This is a genomic window from Dactylosporangium sp. NPDC051087 (assembly GCF_055586325.1).
This window is the reverse complement of the sequence record NZ_JBVJIJ010000002.1, coordinates 375,473-392,804: the sequence shown is the minus strand read 5'-3', so window position 1 is coordinate 392,804 and position 17,332 is coordinate 375,473. Positions and strand designations below refer to the sequence as shown.

Here is a 17,332-nt window from a genome sequence, read left to right as displayed (position 1 = left end):
AGAAGCAAGAGACCCACCGGAAGGGGATAGCGACCATCATGCGAATCACGCGGATCGCCGCGGCAGCCGCCGCCGTCACGCTTGCGCTCGGCCTGGCCGCCTGCGGCAAGGAGGGCACGCCCGCGCCTTCGGCCGAGGGCGGCAGCTCCGGCGCTGCGGCGCCGGCCAGCGACGCCTGCACCTCGTCGGGCACCACGTTCACGCCGGCCACCGGCGTGGCGATCACGGGCAGCCCGACGTTCGACCGGATCAAGGCGGCCGGCAAGGTCGTCATCGGCGTCAAGTTCGACCAGCCCAACCTGGGCTACAAGGACGCCTCCGGCAAGCGCTGCGGCTTCGACATCGAGATCGCCCAGCTGATCGCCTCGAAGCTCGGCTTCGACGCGTCGAAGATCGAATACAAGGAGATCGCCTCCGCCAACCGTGAGACGGCGATCAAGGGTGGCGAGGTCGACTACTACGTCGGCACCTACTCGATCACCGACAAGCGCAAGGCCGACGTCTCGTTCGCCGGCCCGTACTTCGTCGCCGCGCAGGACCTGCTGGTCCGCAAGGACGACTCGTCGATCACCGGCTCCGACTCGCTGCAGGGCAAGACCGTCTGCTCCGCGACCGGCTCCACGCCGATCCAGCGGGTCCGCGACCAGAAGCTGACCGACAAGATCGTGGAGTTCAAGACCTACTCCGAGTGCGTGTCGCAGCTGCTGGACAAGAAGGTCGACGCGGTCACCACCGACGACGCGATCCTGAAGGGCTTCGCGGCGCAGGCGCCGTCGCAGCTGAAGGTCGTCGGCAAGCCGTTCCTCGACCCGACCACCGGCAAGGCCTACCCCGAGAAGTACGGCATCGGCCTGGGCCACGACGACAAGGCCCTGCGGGACTTCGTCAACGCGTCCCTCGAGGCGGCGTTCGGCGACGGCACCTGGCAGAAGGTCTACGACGGCACGCTCGGCAAGTCCGGCTCGGCGGGCAGCCCGCCGGCGCTCGAGAAGTACTGATCCTGCAGTAGTACGGGGCGCCGCCCGGCAAGGCGGCGCCCCACCCTTATGCGCGGCGAAGCGGAGGTGACGGCGTGAACGAATTTCTCCACGTCCTGACGGACAACTGGGATGTCATCGGCTCCCACTTCTGGGAGACGGTCCAGCTCTTCCTGATCTCCGCCGTCGGGTCGATGGTGGTCGGCACGCTGCTGGCCGCGATGCGGGTCTCCCCCGTCCCCGCGCTGCGCGCGTTCGGCAGCTCCTACGTGCTGCTGCTGCGCAACACGCCACTGACGCTGGTCTTCGCGCTGCAGGTGTTCGCGCTGCCGAAGCTCGGCGTCACGTTCGAGTTCTTCACCGGCGCGTGCATCGCCCTGACCGCCTACACCAGCGCCTTCGTGTGCGAGGCGCTGCGCTCCGGCATCAACACGGTGCCCGTCGGGCAGGCCGAGGCGGCCCGCGCGCTGGGCATGACGTTCACCCAGGTGCTGACCAACGTGGTCCTGCCGCAGGCGTTCCGCACGGTCGTGCCGCCGCTGGTCAGCGTGCTCAACGCGATGCTGAAGAACACCACCGTCGCGGCTGGCTTCTCGGTCGCCGAGGCGGGCGCGATCACGTTCTACCTGTCCGAGCGCGGCGAGAACCAGATCTACGGGCTGCTGTGGGTCGCCATCGGGTTCCTCATCCTCGTCGTGCCGCTCGTGACCCTGCAACGGATGCTGGAACGACGCTGGAAGGTCGCGCGATGAGCGGGCCGCAGCGGAGCGAGGAGCCGCTCATCATGATCGCAGCATTCGGCTCAGGCCGACGCCGGAGCGCAGCGGAGGTGGCGGTATGAGCAACGTTCTTTACGACCTGCCCGGCCCGAAGGCGCGGCTGCGGTACCGCCTGATCGGCATCCTGAGCGCGCTGGGCATCGTCGCGCTGATCGCCTACATCGTCTGGCGCTTCTACGACACCGGCCAGTTCGAGCCGATCCGCTGGGAGCAGTTCGAATACGCGCAGACCCAGCGCGACCTGATCGACGGCTACCTGACCACGCTGCGCGCCGCCGGCACCGCCGCGGTGCTCGCGCTGGCCCTCGGCGCGCTGCTGGCCACCGGCCGGCTCAGCGACCACGCGGTCTTCCGGGCGCCGACCTCGGCCTTCGTCGAGCTGTTCCGCGCGATCCCGCTGCTCATCCTGATCTTCTTCGCGTACTACGGCCCGATCCAGCTCGGCTACAAGGTCGGCGCGTTCTGGCCCCTCGTCATCGGCCTGACCCTCTACAACGGCGCGGTCCTGTCGGAGATCTTCCGAGCCGGCATCATCGCCGTCGCCCGCGGGCAGTCCGAGGCCGCCTACGCGCTCGGCATGCGCAAGACCCAGGTGATGACGTCGATCCTGCTGCCGCAGGCGGTCCGGGCCATGCTCCCCGCGATCATCAGCCAGCTGGTGGTCCTGCTGAAGGACACGGCGCTCGGCTTCATCATCCAGCTGCCGGAGCTGCTGTACTACGGCAAGCAGTACGGCGGCCGGTTGACCTTCGGCTTCCCGTACGTGCCCGGCTACCTCGTCGTCGCCGCCGTGTACATCGGCACCTGTGCCCTGCTGTCATGGTTCGCCTTCTGGCTGCAGAAGCGGCTCATGGGCGGCCCGAAGCAGGTCAAGACGACCGCGAAGGCCGTCAAGCTGGCCGACGTCGGACAGTCCGTGTGAGCCACCCGGTTGATTGGCAACGTTGCGCGTAATACGTACGCTGCGCGGGTGGCGGACACCGGCTTTCGTTTGGGCATCGACTTCGGCACCTCGAACACCGTCGCCGTGCTCCGCTGGCCGGACGGCCGCACGAAACCGCTGCTCTTCGACGGCTCGCCGCTGCTGCCCTCCGCCGTCTACGTCAACGCCGACTACAGCATCCTCACCGGCCGTGACGCGGTGCACTCGGCGCGCCTGCAGCCGCACCGGTTCGAGCCGTACCCGAAGCGCCGCGTCGAAGAGGGCACCGTCTGGCTCGGCGAGCAGGACGTGCCGGTCATCGACCTCGTCGCCGCCGTCCTGCGCCGGGTCGCCGCCGAGACCTACCGGGTGGCCGGCTCGCTGCCCAGCGAGGTCAACCTGACCCACCCGGCGACCTGGCCGCCGCAGCGCCGCCAGACGCTGTCGCAGGCCGCGACGTCCGCCGGGTTCCCCGGGCCGTTCCTGTCGTCGGAGCCGGTCGCCGCCGCGTCCTATTTCGTCGGTACCGTCGGCACCCACGTCCCGGTCGGCGGCATCGCCGTCGTCTACGACTTCGGTGCCGGCACCTTCGACGCGAGCGTGGTCCGCCGCAACGCGGGCGGCGGCTTCGACGTCCTCGCCAGCGAGGGCCTGCCCGACGCCGGCGGCCTCGACGTCGACGCGGCCGTCGTGGCCTACCTGGGCCGGGCGTTCACCGGCCGCGAGGGCGACCAGTGGCACCGCCTCACCAACCCGGAGAGCGAGGCCGACCGGCGCGCCGCGTGGCAGCTGTGGGAGGACGCGCGGCTGGCCAAGGAGATGCTCAGCCGGGCCGCCACCACGTACGTGCACGTGCCGCTCTTCGACGAGAGCGTGCCGATCGGGCGGGAGCAGCTGGAGCAGCTGGCCCGGCCCATCCTGGACCGGACCGTCACGGCGACGCAGCTGGCGGTGTCCGCGGCGGGTGTCTCCGGGCAGCCGCTTGCGGCGGTGTTCCTGGTCGGCGGGTCGTCGCGGATCCCGCTGGCCGCGACGCTGCTGCACCGGTCGTTCGGGCTGGCGCCGACGGCGATCGAGCAGCCGGAGCTGGTGGTCGCGGAGGGCGCGCTGCACCTGGCGCCGCCGACCGGGCGGGCGCACGTGGCGGGGATGCCGGCGGGGCCTGTCTCGGGTGCTTCGGGGCCGTTCGGGCCGGTGCCGTCGTCGCCCGGGCCGTCGTCCGGTGGTGCCGCACCTACGTCGGGGGTTCCCGCGTCGGGGGTTCCCGCGTCGGGGGTTCCCGCGTCGAGCGCACCGTCGTCGGGCGGGCCTTCGTCGGGCGGGCCGGTCAGCGGGGATGTCGCGGCGGCGCCTGTTTCGGCGACGCCGGTGTCGCCGGGGTTCAGCATGCCGTCGATGGCGCCCGGGTTGCCGCCGCTGCTGCAGACCGGGTCGATGCCGGTGGTGCCGGGTGCGTCGCAGCAGCCGCCGGTGTACCAGCAGCCGCCGGCGCAGCAGCCACCCGTGCAGCAGCCGCCGGTGCCGCCTCAGGTGCAGCAGCGACCGCCAGTGGTGCCACCTGTGCAGCAGCCGCCCGTGCAGCAGCCGCCGGTGCCGCCTCACGTGCAGCAGCGGCCGCCGGTCGTGCCGCCTGTGCAGCAGCCGCCCCTTTACCAGCAGCCACCCCTCCAGCAGCCCCCCATGCAGCAGCCCCCCGTCCAGCAGCAGCCGCCCATGCAGCAGCCGCCGTTGCAGCGGCCTCCCGTGCAGCAGCAGCCGCCGGCGATCGGGTATCCGGGGGCGGGTCAGCCGCCCGTGTCAGGGCCGCCCACGCCGCCGCCGGCCGTGGGGTTGCCGCCGTTCGGGGCGCCGGCCGGTGGCCGCCCGATCTCCGGTCCCCCGATGACCGGGCAGCCGCCGATGGCCGGGCAACCGCCGATGGCCGGGCACGGCGCCGCTGGGCCGCCGGTGTCCGGGGTGCCGTCCGTTTCCGGGCCGCCCGCGCAAGGGTGGCCGGGCGGAGGGCAGGCGTATCCGGTCCGCCCCGCTCGGGGGCGCGGCGCGGGCGCGCTCATGGCGGTCGGCGGGGGCGTCCTCGCGCTGCTGCTGCTCGTCGGGGGCATCGTGTGGTTCGCCAACCGGGACGGCGGCGGGGGTGAGCCGGGCGGTGGTGGCACCGGGCCGTCCAACCAGGCCGGGCCCGCGGCGTCGCCGGCCTGCGGGCACAAGGTCGCGTTCCTGGGCATCCTCGCCGGGACCGGATCCAAGGACAGCAACGGCATGCGCAACGCCGCCAAGCTGGCCGTCGACGACTACAACGCCAAGCACGCCGGGTGCAACGTCGGGTTCGCGGAGTTCGACACGAAGGGCACCGAGGAGGGCAGCAAGCTCGCCGCGGAGGACCTGGTCGCCGACAGCGAGGTGATCGGCGTCGTCGGCCCGGCGTACCGCACCGAGCTCCTCGCCGCGGGCCCCATCCTGGAGAAGGCGGGCGTGCCGTTCTTCACGCCGTTCGCGCCGGACGTCGACCTCTCGGCGAAGGGCTGGACCACGTTCCACCGGCTCGTCGCCACCGACAAGGAGCAGGCCGCGGCCGGCGCCCGCTACATCAAGAGCACCATCCGCGCCTCGAAGGTCGCCGTGGTCTACGACGACTCCGACTTCGGCGGCGTCGCCCGGCAGGCCGTGTCGGGCGCGCTCGGCAGCGCGGTCACCACGAGCGTCGCGATCCGCAAGGCGGACAAGGACTTCACCGCCCCCGTCGGCCAGGTCACGAACGCGAGCCCCGAGGTCGTCTACTACGCCGGCGAGTCCGACGCCGGCACGCCGTTCCTGAAGGCGCTGCGGACCGCGAAGCCGACCATCCAGATCATCGTCAGCGACCGGCTGTTCACCCAGCTGTTCGTCGACACGCTGGTCAAGGCCGCCGACGGCATCATCGTCACGTGCCCGTGCATCCCGAGCGACCGGGCCGGCGGTGACTACGCGTCGCGCTACCAGGCCGCGTACAAGACGACCGCCGGCTACTACGGCCCCGAGGCGTACGACGGCGCCAACATCATCCTGGAGGGCTTCACCGCCGGGAAGGCGACGCGCTCCGACATGCTGGCGTTCGTCGGCAAGTACGAGGGGAAGGGCGTCGCGCGGTCGTACAAGTTCGCGTCGAACGGCGACCTGGCGGTCCCCGACCCGGCGATCTGGTCCTACAAGATCACCAGCCCGTACACGTCCGCCGAGGCCGTCATCGCCCCGTAGCCCGTCCCCATGATCCGGAAGAGTTTTCGTCGCTATGACGACCAAAAGTCTTCCGGATCATGGGGGTGCTCGCGGTCGATCACGGCCGCAGGTCGTGGCCGGGCAACTGACGGCGGCGGGAAAGGTCAGGCCCGCCAGGGCCTGACCGGCGGCTGACGGGAGCGACGGACCCCCGCCACGACGGACGTGAGCAGGGATGCGCTTGCTCTTGTTCTTGCTCTTGTTCTTGCTCTTGTTCTTGCTCTTGGGCTTTTCAGCGGGCGATCTCGGTGACCCTCGACTCGCGGACGACGGTGACGCGGATCTGGCCGGGGTAGGTCAGCTCCTCCTCGATCTGCTTCGCGACGTCGCGGGCGAGGACGGCGGCGCCGATGTCGTCGACGTCGTCGGGGCGGACCATGACGCGGATCTCGCGGCCGGCCTGCATCGCGAAGACCTTCTCGACGCCCGACTTGCCGGCGGCGATCTCCTCGATGCGTTCGAGGCGCTTGACGTACGCCTCGAGGCTCTCGCGGCGTGCGCCGGGGCGGCCGCCGGAGCAGGCGTCGGACGCCTGGGTGAGGACGGCCTCGATGGTCTGCGGGAGGACCTCGTTGTGGTGCGCCTCGATGGCGTGCACGACGTCCTCGGACTCGCCGTACTTGCGGGCCACGTCCGCGCCGATCAGCGCGTGGCTGCCCTCGACCTCGTGCGTGAGCGCCTTGCCGATGTCGTGCAGGAACGCGCTGCGCTTGATCGGCTTGGGGTCCAGCCGCAGCTCGCTGGCCATGATGCCGGCGATGTGGGCGGTCTCGACGAGGTGCTTGAGCACGTTCTGGCCGTAGGAGGTCCGGTACCGCAGCCGGCCCAGCAGCGTCATCAGCTCCGGGTGCAGGTCGGTGATGCCCACCTCGACGAGCGCGTCCTCCGCGGCCCGCATGCAGAGGCGTTCGACCTCGTGCTTGGCCTGCTCGAACACCTCCTCGATCCGGTGCGGGTGGATCCGCCCGTCGAGCACCAGCTTCTCCAGCGTGAGCCGGCCGATCTCCCGGCGCACCGGGTCGAAGCACGACAGCAGGACCGCCTCGGGCGTGTCGTCGATGATCAGGTTGACCCCGGTCGTCGACTCGAACGCCCGGATGTTGCGGCCCTCACGGCCGATGATCCGGCCCTTCATCTCGTCGCTCGGCAGGTGCAGGACGCTGACGACGCTCTCCGCGGTCTGCTCGCTGGCGACCCGCTGGATAGCGTCCACGACGATGTGCCGGGCCCGCTGGTCGGCGGTGTTGCGGGCGTCGTTCTCGATGTCACGGACCAGGAGGGCGGCCTCGCGCTTCGCCTGCGCCTCGATCGTCTCGATGACCTCGACCCGGGCGGCGTCGGTGGTGAGGCCCGCGACCCGCTCCAGCTCCTCGCGGTGCCGCTCCTCGCCCGCGGCGATCTCGACCTCCCGGCGGGTGAAGGCCGCCTCCCGCTCGAGCAGGTCGGCCTCGGTGCCGGTGATGCGCCGGTCGCGCTCGGCGAGCCGCTCGGCCTCCTCGGCGAGCAGGCGCTCGCGCTCGTCCAGCCGGCGCTGGCGCCGCTCCGCGTCCTGCGACTGCTCCTTGGCCACGGTGGTGAGCTGGCTGACCTCACGCTCACCGGCGCGGCGCGCGGCGGCGCGGGCCTGCTCGGCGTCGACCTCGGCCTGCCGGTGGGCGCGCTCCAGCAGCGAGTCGGCCTCGGCCCTCGCCCCGTCGAGGATGCGTCGCGCCTCCGACCGCGCGGAGCTGGCTTCCGCTTTGGCGGCGGCCGCTTCGGTACGGGCAGCGGCGGCCACCGCCCGTGCCTCGTCCACCGCCGCGGTGGCGTCCTCGGCGGCGGTCCGCAGTGACGCGAGGGAGTGCTCCTGCCGGTCCTTCTCGGCGAGGAACGCGGGATCCTCGGCGACGGGCTGAACGGGCACGGTGGCGGCGGAGTGCAGCCGGCGCATGACCTTCAGCGAGACCACCAGCGCGGCGAGGACGCCGAGGCCGATGACGACGACCACGACGACGAGCGCGGCCTGCAGGCCGGTCACGCGGTCACCTCGGCTGCGGCGGTAGCGGCTTTCGTTTCGCTCGCGGGTCCCGTTTCGCTTGCGGGTCGTGCTCCGCTTGCGGGTCGTTCGCAGAGGATGACAGGGGCGCACTCCGTCACGACGTCACCTCGCTCCGCTCGGCGCTGCGCAGGGTCGCGCAACGCGGGATGTTGTGGAGGAGACGCCCGACCACACACACTGCCATCAAGATGTATCAATATCGGGACACAGGGTGACCCCGATGACCGGTCAACGGCCGCCACCTCCCGCAAGGCGCGGCGCTTATATGTCGTGCGTAAACGTTGCTGATCTGTGACGCGATCTATGTTGTGCGGTAAACCCGCGGTGGTTGGGCGGTCTCCATCTGGTAACGCCGAGGCTAGGTCTTGAAGGGCGCTTCGGTCAAGGACTCATGATCGGGCACCATAAGGGACGTACGTCCGTCAAGACCCTTGCCAGCCGAAACACCCTACCAGCGACATTTGACCAGAACTTTCCGGCATGTCGGTCGCAGACGGGTCGAGATTGTCGACGACCTGTAGTCACCCGGACGCGCGGCGCTGAACTCCTACCTCCGTACGTCTGCAATCATTCCACCACACACGGTGCGCCGACCAGCCACCGCATCGACGCCTGTCGCATTCCTAGGGTTCTCCTCAGCACGGCCCGGGGTCGGTTCCATGTGGCGGACAGCCATATGGCGGCACATGGCCGCACGTGACCGCGCGGACACGACGGTGAACGCTCACATCCGAAACTCGTCGGTCACGCACGGTGCACGCGACGACCGGTCAGGACGGTGCGCCGGGGACGGCGCTCACCCTCGTGGCAGCGGCGCCGACGACGGTTGCGCCGGGTCGTTTCGGACGCGACGTCGTGGAGTCAGCATCCGGACACAGGACGGTGCCGATCGGCCACTGCCCGACCTCGCGCCGCCGGCGCCCGGGCGTGTGCATCACCTCCCGCAGGCGACGTGCTCCTCACTGCCGGTCCTGCCTCGACCCGCGGTCTGCACGGCCCGCGCTTCATCGGGCCCACGATCCCGCCGGCTTGCATCTTGGCCGAGCTGTGCGGCTTTGCGAGGGCAGGCCGCGTACGTCCACGTGTCGACCAGGTGACTCCTCCAGTCCATCGGCGCGGGCCGGCCAGCGGGGGCCGGGGTCAGCGCGGGACCGGGTCAGCGCGGGTCGGGGTCGATGGCGGCGTCGGCGAGGGCGTCGGGGTCGATGCCGTCGGCGAACTCGGCGGCGTCGGCTCGTTCGGCGAGGCCTTCCTTGACCAGGCGGATGGCCAGGCCGGGTGGGTACCCCTTCCTGGCCAGCATCCCGACCAGCCTGCGGAACACCGCCTCGGGGGCGGCGTTGGACTCCACACGGAGCCGCCTGGCGACCAGAGCTCTGGCGGTCTGCTCCTCCACGTCCGGGTCGAGCTCGTCGAGCGCCTCACCGACCTCGTCGGAGGAGACACCTTTGCGGCGCAGCTCCCCCGCGAGGGCCCTGCGCGCCAGGCCCTTGCCGTGGTGCCGGCTGGCGACCCACGCCCGGGCGAACGCGGCGTCGTCGATGATGCCGACCTCGTCGTACCGGTCGAGGATCTCATCGGCGATCTCCTCCTCGACACCGCGCTTGCGCATGGCGGTGGCGAGCTCGAGCCTGGTCCTCGGCCGGACGGCGAGCTGACGGAGGCAGATCTCCCTGGCCGCTTCCCTCGGATCGAGCGGCGCGGGCGGTGGCCCACCCCGCCGCCGGGAACCACCGCTCCGGCCGGACGCGTCCTGCGGCTCGCGGTCGCCCTGAGGGTCGGAGCCGTCGTTCTGCTGCCTGGCGCCGCCCGACCAGGCGGGACCACTCTTCCGCCCGGAGCGCCGGCCACGGCCCCTGCCGGAACGTTCGCCGGAGTCGTAGCCCTCCCCCGAACCGAATCGCCCCCCGGTGGCGGGTTCCTCCGCCGAGCCGAACCGCCCGCCGGTGGCGGGATCTTCCGCAGGGTCGGGGTGTCCGTCCGGGTCGCGGTCCACTGCCGGGTCGGGGCGTCCGCCGGCGTCACGCTTCCTCGCCGGGCTGCGGCGTCCGCCGGCGTCACGGTCAACCGCGCGCCCGCCCGGGTCACGGTCCACCGCGCGGCCGCTGGTGTCGCGGTCCGCTGCCGAGCCGGAGGCGGACGACGACTTCCCGGCGGCCGGGGACGTGGAGCGGCCGGGCGGGATCTTGCCGGCGGTCCCGGTCTCCGGGTCGGCGAGCCAGGCGGGCAGAGGGATGGGGCCGGTGGACCCGGTCGCCGGAACTCTGGACCGGCCGGGCGGAACCTGGCCGGGAGGAGCGTCGAGCCAGGCGGGAGGCGGCACACGTTCGGGCGGCTCAGCCCCGGGAACGGCCGGCCAGCCGGGTGGGATCTTCTCCGCGGTCGCCGGCCAGGGGGACGGACCGTCGCCGGTGTCGTCGGATCGAGGCGCGGGGGGCGCGGCACCGCCAGGCCCGGGAGCCGTCCGCCACCCGGGCGAGGTGTCGTCGGCGGCGTCCCGTGAAGGCGCCCGGCGCGGGTCCGGCGCGGTGATGGCGCCGCCCGGCTGGGCCTCGGCGGACAGCCAGGGGTTGTCGTCGCTCATGTCGGCGAACCGCCAGGGCTTGCCACTCGCGGGCGCGGCGGACCTGGGCCCGTCCGGCAGATCAGCACCTGATCCGGGGTCACCCGACGCGGAAGCACGTGGATCGGACGAGGAGGCGGCGACCTCAACGTCCGCAGACGCAGGAGCCACGGACGGCCCGGAGCCAGGCGCACCGGACGAAGAGGCTACGACCTCCACGTCCGCAGAATCAGGAGCCACGGACGGCGCGGAACCAGGCGCACCGGACGAGGAAGCGGCGACGTCAACGTCCCCGGAAACGTCCGCAGACGCAGGGACCGCTGGCGGCGCGGGCTCGCCCGGCGCGGCAGCAGGAGGCGCAGACGCAGCAGACCCCTGCCCGCCCGGCGGAACATCGGGCGGAACCGCGGCAGGCTCAGCGGTGTCGAGCGGGTCGGTCGGCTGCTGGCTGGGACTGCTGGAACGCCGCCTGCCCGGCACGGGCACACCTCCGAAACCGCGAACCGCTCCTGCCAAGCGTCACGGCGAGCGGCGAAACCTGCATGACAAAGCCCTCACAAGACCCTCCGCCAACACCGCGGGCGGGGCCGGCCGCGGGACAAACCTCCAGAAGAAGCGGAGGTCCTCCCGCGGACCGGCACCGAACGCCGTGGGTCGCGCGAAGGTTGGAGCGGGCGAGGGAAGGCGCCGGTCAGAAGTCGACCGGGACCACCTCGGGGCCGCCGGCCGCGTCGGTGGCCTGGCCGACCCCGACGCCCAGCTTCTCCTTGATCTTCTTCTCGATCTCGGCGGCGACGTCGGGGTTCTCCCGCAGGAACTTGCGGGAGTTCTCCTTGCCCTGGCCGAGCTGGTCGCCGTCGTAGGTATACCAGGCGCCGGCCTTGCGGATGATCGTCTGCTCGACGCCGACGTCGATGAGGGAGCCCTCGCGGGAGATGCCCTTGCCATACATGATGTCGAACTCGGCCTGCTTGAACGGCGAAGCGACCTTGTTCTTCACGACCTTGACGCGGGTGCGGTTGCCCACCACGTCGGTGCCGTCCTTGAGGCTCTCGATGCGGCGCACGTCGAGGCGGACCGACGAGTAGAACTTCAGCGCGCGGCCACCGGTCGTGGTCTCCGGGCTGCCGAACATGACGCCGATCTTCTCGCGGAGCTGGTTGATGAAGATGGCGGTGGTGCCGGAGTTGTTGAGGGCACCGGTGATCTTCCGCAGGGCCTGGCTCATGAGGCGGGCCTGGAGACCCACGTGGCTGTCGCCCATCTCGCCCTCGATCTCGGCGCGCGGCACGAGGGCGGCGACGGAGTCGATGACGATGATGTCGAGGGCGCCGGAGCGGACCAGCATGTCGACGATCTCGAGGGCCTGCTCACCGGTGTCCGGCTGGGAGACGAGCAGCGCGTCGGTGTCGACGCCGAGGGCCTTGGCATAGTCGGGGTCGAGGGCGTGCTCGGCGTCGATGAACGCCGCGATGCCGCCCTGGGCCTGCGCGTTGGCGATGGCGTGCAGCGCCACGGTCGTCTTACCGCTGGACTCCGGCCCGAAGACCTCGATGACCCGGCCGCGGGGCAGCCCCCCGATGCCGAGCGCGACGTCCAGCGCGATGGAGCCGGTCGGGATCACGGACATCGGAGCGATGACCCGCTCGCCGAGCCGCATGACCGAGCCCTTACCGAACTGCTTGTCGATCTGCGAGAGGGCGAGCCCGAGCGCCTTCTCCCGGTCAGGTTGCACTGCCATGTCCGTCACCCCTGAGTTCGCGGTCTTCGTCGGCGTTCGTTTATTCACGCTGACAAGGTAAGCGCCGGGTATGACAAAAAACCGGCACCGACGCCTGAGGACACTACCCGTACATCTGTACGATCAACGAAGCGACACGCCAAAATTCATCACCGCAGCCTGCTGGGAACACGCTCCGGGTATGCGGCGACCACAGCGCGCCACACGACGGCGGTGTCCTCGCCACCTGCGAGCGCTTCCTTGATGGTCCGGCCGTCGAGTTGGGTCAGCACCTGGTCGTTGGCGACGCTGCCGGCGTATGCCACGCCGAACACCTCTTCCAACCGCTGCCAGAAATCCGTCAGTCGCACGCGGCCAAGACTAAGACCTCCGCAGCACCGACGCCGCCAGCGGCACCACGGCGATCCCCGCCAGGATGGACAACGTGGCGAAGCCGGACAGGTCGACCACGACCCCGGCGAGCGCACCCGCGGCGGCCGCCGAGACGCCCATGATGACGTCGGACAGGCCCTGCACGCCGGAGCGCTCCGCGACGGGCACGGACTCCGACAGCAGCGTGGATCCGGCCACCATCGTGCAGCCCCAGCCGGCCCCGAGCAGGCCCATCCCGATCGCCAGCCGGACGGTGTCCTCTCCGGCCGTACCGCTGAGCGCGCACGCCGACGCGAGCAGCACGACGCCCGTGAGGATCACCGGTTTGCGGCCGAACCGGTCGGCGGCCCAGCCGATGAGCGGCGACAGCGCATACATGCCCGTGATGTGGATGCTGATCACCAGCCCGACGATGCGCAGCAGGTCGCCGTGCGCGTGCACGTAGTCGCCGATGTGCACGGGTGTCATCGACATCACGCCGACCATCACCACGTGCCCGACCGCCACCGCGGACACCCCGAGCCGCGCGCCGGCGCTCGCCCGTACCGTCGCGAACGCCGACTTCCACGAGGCCGGCCGCTCCGAGGGGTCGGACGCGGCCGCCGACCGCCGGGCCGTCAGCAGCGGGTCCGGGCGCAGCAGCACGAACAGGGCGACGGCGCCGAACGTGAACGCCACGGCGCTGAACAGGTACGGACCCGCGTACTCCGGCAAACCCCACGGCATCGTCACCTGGTCCGCGAACGGCGCCAGGTTCGGGCCGGCCACCGCCCCCAGCGTCGTCACCCACACGACCAGCGACAGATGCCGCGCCCGGCGGTCACTGTCGGCGAGGTCGACCGCCGCGTACCGCGACTGCAGGTTCGCCGCCGACGCCCCGCCGAACAGGAACGTGCCCACGAACAGCAGCGGCACCGACCGCAGCCACACCGCGGCGACCACCAGCAGCGATCCGAGCACGCCGGCGCTGTAGGCGAAGACCAGCCCGGGGCGCCGCCCGCCGGTGCGCATCAGCCGGGTCGCCGGGATCGCGATCAGCGCGGCGCCGATGACCGCGGCGCTGCCGGACAGCCCCGCCGCGGCCGGTCCGGCCATGTCCGCGGCGAGCAGCGCACCGATCGACACCCCGCTGGCGACGCCCAGCCCTCCGACGGCCTGCGTGGGGATGAGCAGGCCGAGGGTGCGTCGCTGCAGCGCGGGGATCTCAGGGGCGTCGATCACGGTGCCATCCTCGCGTAGGCACCGCGACGCGCACCACTCCTTACTTCCGACGGGTCGCGACCTAGACGCACGCCTCCAGCAGTGCCGCCAGCGCCAGCACCGCGTCGGCCGCGTCGTCGCCTGTGGCGGACACCACCACCGGCGTGCCCGCGCGCGCGTTCAGCCCCATCACGCCGAGGACGCTCCGGGCGCTGACCCGCCGCTCCCCCGCGATGATCTCGACGGTGCTGGTGAAGCCCGCCGCCGCCCGTACCAGTGCCCCGGCCGGTCGGGCGTGCAGGTCCGCCGGGAGCACCACGGTCGCCTCAGAGCTTGCGGACATCGCGGGCCTCCGTCGCGGCGGAGATGCATTCCGCGAGGTCGGCGCCGGTCCCGGCCAGTACCGCGGCGGCCACCGCACCCTCGACGAACGGCGCGTCGACCAGGGTGGCCGTGTTGGCGACCCGGTCCTCGAGCACGGTCTGCGCGGTGAGGACGGCGCTGCCGAGGTCGGTCAGGACCAGCACCCCGGCACCCCGGTCGGCCCGGTCGATCGCCACGAGGATCCGGTCGTAGCTGGTGCCGAGGCCCCCGTCGTCGGTGCCTCCCGCCGCCTCGATCGGCACCTCATCGCCCGCCACCTGCACGAGCATGTCCCGCAATCCGTGCGCCAGGCGTTCGCTGTGCGAAACCAGCACTATTCCCACCATGTGTGCCACAGGGCAATGCTATGCAGGGTCGGTACCGCCAAAATGCTAGGCATGAAGAAGTTCATCAACGATCCGGACGACGTCGTCCGTGAGGCGCTCGCCGGGATGGCCGCCGCGCACCCTGAGCTGCGCGTGGACCTCGACGAGCAGATCATCGTCCGCGCCGACGCGCCCCGCCCGGGCAAGGTCGGCCTCGTCTCGGGCGGCGGCTCCGGTCACGAGCCGCTGCACGGAGGGTTCGTCGGGCCCGGGATGCTCGACGCCGCCTGCCCCGGCGAGATCTTCACCTCGCCCGTCCCCGACCAGATCCTGGCCGCCACCAGGGCCGTCGACGGCGGCGCCGGGGTCGTGCACATCGTCAAGAACTACACCGGCGACGTCATGAACTTCGAGATGGCCGCCGAGGACGCGGAGATCCCGGTCGAGAGCGTCCTGGTCGACGACGACGTCGCGGTCGACGGCTCCACCTGGACCGCCGGCCGCCGTGGTACGGGTGCGACGCTGCTGGTCGAGAAGATCGCGGGCGCGCTCGCCGAGGAGGGGGCGGCCCTCGCCGCGGTCGCCGCGGTCGCCCGGGACGTCAACGCGCGGTCGGCGTCGTTCGCGATCGCCCTGACCGCCGGCACCACCCCGGCCGCCGGCAAGCCCGGGTTCGACCTGCCCGAGGACGAGATCGAGGTCGGTGTCGGCATCCACGGCGAGCCCGGCCGCGCCCGCGAGAAGCTGCGGCCCGCGCGTGAGCTCGCCTCCCGCATCGTGGAGCCGATCCTGACGGCCAAACCGCTGGAGGCCGGAAGCCAGGTGATCGTGCTCGTCAACGGGCTCGGCGGCACGCCGCTGCTCGAGTTGTACCTGATGTTCAACGAGGTCAACCGGTTGCTGGCCGACGCGGGTGTACAGGTCGTGCGCAGCCTCGTCGGCAACTACGTCACCAGCCTGGACATGGCCGGGATCTCGCTGACCGTGTGCCGGGCCGACGACGAGCTCCTGCGGCTCTGGGACGCCCCGGTCCGCACCGCCGGCCTGCGGTGGGGTGCCTGACGTGGACGCCGCACAGGCCCGCGCGTGGGTCACCGCGATCGCCGCGTCCGTCACCGAGCACGCCGCCGAGCTCGGCGACCTCGACGCCGCGATCGGCGACGGCGACCACGGCGTCAACCTGCGCCGCGGGTTCGACGCGGCGGTCGCCGCCCTGGCCACGTCCGATGCCGACACGGCCGGGGCGGTGCTGACGAAGACCGGCACGACCCTGGTGTCGAAGGTCGGCGGCGCGTCGGGACCCCTGTACGGCAGCATGTTCCGGGCGCTGGGCAAGGCGTTGTCGTCCGGCGACGCCTCCTTCGCGGACGGTCTGCAGGCCGGGCTGGACGCGATCGTGCGGCTCGGCAAGGCCTCGCCCGGGGACAAGACGATGGTCGACGCGCTGACTCCGGCCGTGGCCGCCTACGCGGCCTCGGGACCCGACGCCGCCGCCGAGGCGGCCCGGGCGGGGGCCACCGCGACGATCCCGTTGCAGGCGCGCAAGGGCAGGGCGTCCTACCTCGGCGAACGCAGCACCGGCCATCAGGACCCCGGTGCCACGTCCACCGCGCTGATCTTCGCCGCGCTCGCCTCGGTCTCGGGCTGACCTGGTCACACGCCCAGGCTGCGGCCGATGATCTCCTTCATGATCTCGGTCGTGCCGCCGTAGATGGTCTGCACGCGGCTGTTCAGCCAGGCCTTCGCGACCGGGTACTCCATCATGAAGCCGTACCCGCCGTGCAGCTGGACGCAGCGGTCCGCCACCTTGTTCTGCAGCTCCGTGGTCCACCACTTCGCCTTGGCCGCGTCGGCGACCGTCAGCCGCCCGGCGTTCTGCTCGACGATGCAGTGGTTCAGGAACGTCCTGGCGATCGTCACCTCCGTGTCGAGCTCCGCGAGCACGAACCGGTTGTGCTGGAACGACCCGATCGGCTTGCCGAACGCCTGCCGCGTCTTGGCGTAGTCGAGCGTGATCGCCAGGACGTGCTCGGCCGACGCGACCGCGGCGACGGCGATGCCGAGCCGCTCCCTCGGCAGGTTCGCCATCAGGTGGTAGAACCCGGAGTTCTCCTGGCCAAGCAGGTGGTCGGCGGGGATGCGGCAGTCGTCGAAGAACAGCTCGGCGGTGTCGTTGGCCTTCAGCCCGACCTTCTCCAGGCGCCGCCCGCGCGTGAAGCCCGGCGTGCCCGTCTCGACCACGAACAGACTGATGCCGTGCGCCCCCTGCGCCGGGTCCGTCTTCGCCACGACGATGACGAGGTCGGCGAGCTCACCGTTGGTGATGAACGTCTTCTGCCCGTTGAGGACCCACTCGTCCCCGTCCCGCACCGCCGAGGTCCGCACCCCGGCGAGGTCGCTGCCGGCGCCGGGCTCGCTCATCGCGATGGCGGTCACGATGTCCCCGGAGCAGAAGCCGGGCAGCCACCGCTTCCGCTGGTCCTCGGTGGCCAGATCCGTCAGGTACGGCGCGACGACGTCGTTGTGCAGCCCGAACCCGAGCCCGGACGCACCCGCGGCGACGATCTCCTCGACGAGGACCGCGTTGAACCGGAAGTCCTTCTGCCCGCCGCCGCCGAGCTCCTCGTCGACGTCCATGCCGAGCAGCCCGGCCGCGCCGGCCTTGCGCCAGACGTCCCGGTCGACGATGCCGGCCCTGTCCCACTCGTCGTTGTGCGGCACCGCCTCGCGGGCCAGGAACGCCTTGCACAGTTCCCGGAAGGCTTCGTGCTCGGCTTCGTAGAGGTGCTGTTCCAT

The 17,332-nt window shown here is 71.7% G+C and carries 13 protein-coding genes and 1 pseudogene; 6 read left to right on the top strand and 8 right to left on the bottom strand.

The window, feature by feature from the left end; genetic code table 11:
• Positions 1–38: 38 nt before the first annotated feature.
• From ACZ6TV_RS05275 to ACZ6TV_RS05260, 4 genes are all read left to right on the top strand, one after another.
• Positions 39–998, top strand: a complete 960-nt coding sequence (locus ACZ6TV_RS05275; protein WP_465295580.1) for a glutamate ABC transporter substrate-binding protein — start codon at positions 39–41, stop codon at positions 996–998.
• 74 nt (positions 999–1,072) lie between these two features.
• Positions 1,073–1,729, top strand: coding sequence for an amino acid ABC transporter permease (locus ACZ6TV_RS05270; protein WP_465295578.1), 657 nt, complete (start codon positions 1,073–1,075; stop codon positions 1,727–1,729).
• A gap of 85 nt (positions 1,730–1,814) precedes the next feature.
• The gene (locus ACZ6TV_RS05265; protein ID WP_465295576.1) at positions 1,815–2,678 is read left to right on the top strand and encodes an amino acid ABC transporter permease; all 864 of its coding nucleotides are present in this window, start codon (positions 1,815–1,817) and stop codon (positions 2,676–2,678) included.
• A 48-nt stretch (positions 2,679–2,726) separates the two neighbouring features.
• Positions 2,727–5,912, top strand: coding sequence for an ABC transporter substrate-binding protein (locus ACZ6TV_RS05260; RefSeq protein WP_465295574.1), 3,186 nt, complete (start codon positions 2,727–2,729; stop codon positions 5,910–5,912).
• Between the two features lie 253 nt (positions 5,913–6,165).
• Here ACZ6TV_RS05260 and rny read toward each other — a convergent pair whose 3' ends face one another.
• The 7 genes and pseudogenes from rny to dhaM all read right to left on the bottom strand — a co-directional run bounded on the left by rny (position 6,166) and on the right by dhaM (position 14,557).
• Positions 6,166–7,863, bottom strand: coding sequence for a ribonuclease Y (gene rny / locus ACZ6TV_RS05255; protein WP_465296118.1), 1,698 nt, complete (start codon positions 7,861–7,863; stop codon positions 6,166–6,168).
• Between the two features lie 1,264 nt (positions 7,864–9,127).
• Positions 9,128–9,757 (bottom strand): annotated as a pseudogene (locus tag ACZ6TV_RS05250) (regulatory protein RecX); the annotation flags it as partial.
• Between the two features lie 1,468 nt (positions 9,758–11,225).
• Positions 11,226–12,275 carry a recombinase RecA gene (gene recA, locus ACZ6TV_RS05245; protein ID WP_465295572.1) on the bottom strand — a complete coding sequence of 350 codons (1,050 nt, stop codon included), beginning with the start codon at positions 12,273–12,275 and terminating at the stop codon, positions 11,226–11,228.
• A gap of 149 nt (positions 12,276–12,424) precedes the next feature.
• On the bottom strand, positions 12,425–12,625 hold the full coding sequence (locus tag ACZ6TV_RS05240) for a DUF3046 domain-containing protein (protein ID WP_465295570.1): 201 nt from the start codon (positions 12,623–12,625) through the stop codon (positions 12,425–12,427).
• Between the two features lie 10 nt (positions 12,626–12,635).
• Complete coding sequence (locus tag ACZ6TV_RS05235; protein WP_465295568.1) at positions 12,636–13,868, bottom strand: MFS transporter; 1,233 nt, start codon at positions 13,866–13,868, stop codon at positions 12,636–12,638.
• A gap of 61 nt (positions 13,869–13,929) precedes the next feature.
• The gene (locus ACZ6TV_RS05230) at positions 13,930–14,190 is read right to left on the bottom strand and encodes an HPr family phosphocarrier protein (protein WP_465295566.1); all 261 of its coding nucleotides are present in this window, start codon (positions 14,188–14,190) and stop codon (positions 13,930–13,932) included.
• A complete protein-coding gene (gene dhaM, locus ACZ6TV_RS05225; RefSeq protein ID WP_465296116.1) occupies positions 14,174–14,557 on the bottom strand; it encodes a dihydroxyacetone kinase phosphoryl donor subunit DhaM in 384 nt (127 codons plus the stop codon). The genes ACZ6TV_RS05230 and dhaM overlap by 17 nt, the downstream gene beginning before the upstream one ends.
• A gap of 51 nt (positions 14,558–14,608) precedes the next feature.
• Here dhaM and dhaK point away from each other — a divergent pair, with 51 nt between their 5' ends.
• Together dhaK and dhaL are read left to right on the top strand one after the other, a co-directional pair.
• Positions 14,609–15,598: a dihydroxyacetone kinase subunit DhaK gene (gene dhaK, locus ACZ6TV_RS05220; protein ID WP_465295564.1), complete on the top strand. Its 990-nt coding sequence runs from the start codon at positions 14,609–14,611 to the stop codon at positions 15,596–15,598.
• Position 15,599: 1 nt separating this feature from the next.
• Positions 15,600–16,184, top strand: a complete 585-nt coding sequence (dhaL, locus tag ACZ6TV_RS05215) for a dihydroxyacetone kinase subunit DhaL (RefSeq protein WP_465295562.1) — start codon at positions 15,600–15,602, stop codon at positions 16,182–16,184.
• Positions 16,185–16,189: 5 nt separating this feature from the next.
• Here the strand turns inward: dhaL and ACZ6TV_RS05210 are convergent, their stop codons facing one another.
• Positions 16,190–17,332, bottom strand: coding sequence for an acyl-CoA dehydrogenase family protein (locus ACZ6TV_RS05210; RefSeq protein WP_465295560.1), 1,143 nt, complete (start codon positions 17,330–17,332; stop codon positions 16,190–16,192).

Excerpts from the sequence above, each read along its gene's own strand:
- ACZ6TV_RS05275 (WP_465295580.1), top strand. The coding sequence starts at position 39 with ATGCGAATCACGCGGATCGCCGCGGCAGCCGCCGCCGTCACGCTTGCG.
- ACZ6TV_RS05265 (WP_465295576.1), top strand. The coding sequence starts at position 1,815 with ATGAGCAACGTTCTTTACGACCTGCCCGGCCCGAAGGCGCGGCTGCGG.
- rny (WP_465296118.1), bottom strand. The coding sequence starts at position 7,863 with ATGCGCCGGCTGCACTCCGCCGCCACCGTGCCCGTTCAGCCCGTCGCC.
- recA (WP_465295572.1), bottom strand. The coding sequence starts at position 12,275 with ATGGCAGTGCAACCTGACCGGGAGAAGGCGCTCGGGCTCGCCCTCTCG.
- ACZ6TV_RS05230 (WP_465295566.1), bottom strand. The coding sequence starts at position 14,190 with ATGTCCGCAAGCTCTGAGGCGACCGTGGTGCTCCCGGCGGACCTGCAC.
- dhaM (WP_465296116.1), bottom strand. The coding sequence starts at position 14,557 with ATGGTGGGAATAGTGCTGGTTTCGCACAGCGAACGCCTGGCGCACGGA.
- dhaK (WP_465295564.1), top strand. The coding sequence starts at position 14,609 with ATGAAGAAGTTCATCAACGATCCGGACGACGTCGTCCGTGAGGCGCTC.
- ACZ6TV_RS05210 (WP_465295560.1), bottom strand. The coding sequence starts at position 17,332 with ATGGAACAGCACCTCTACGAAGCCGAGCACGAAGCCTTCCGGGAACTG.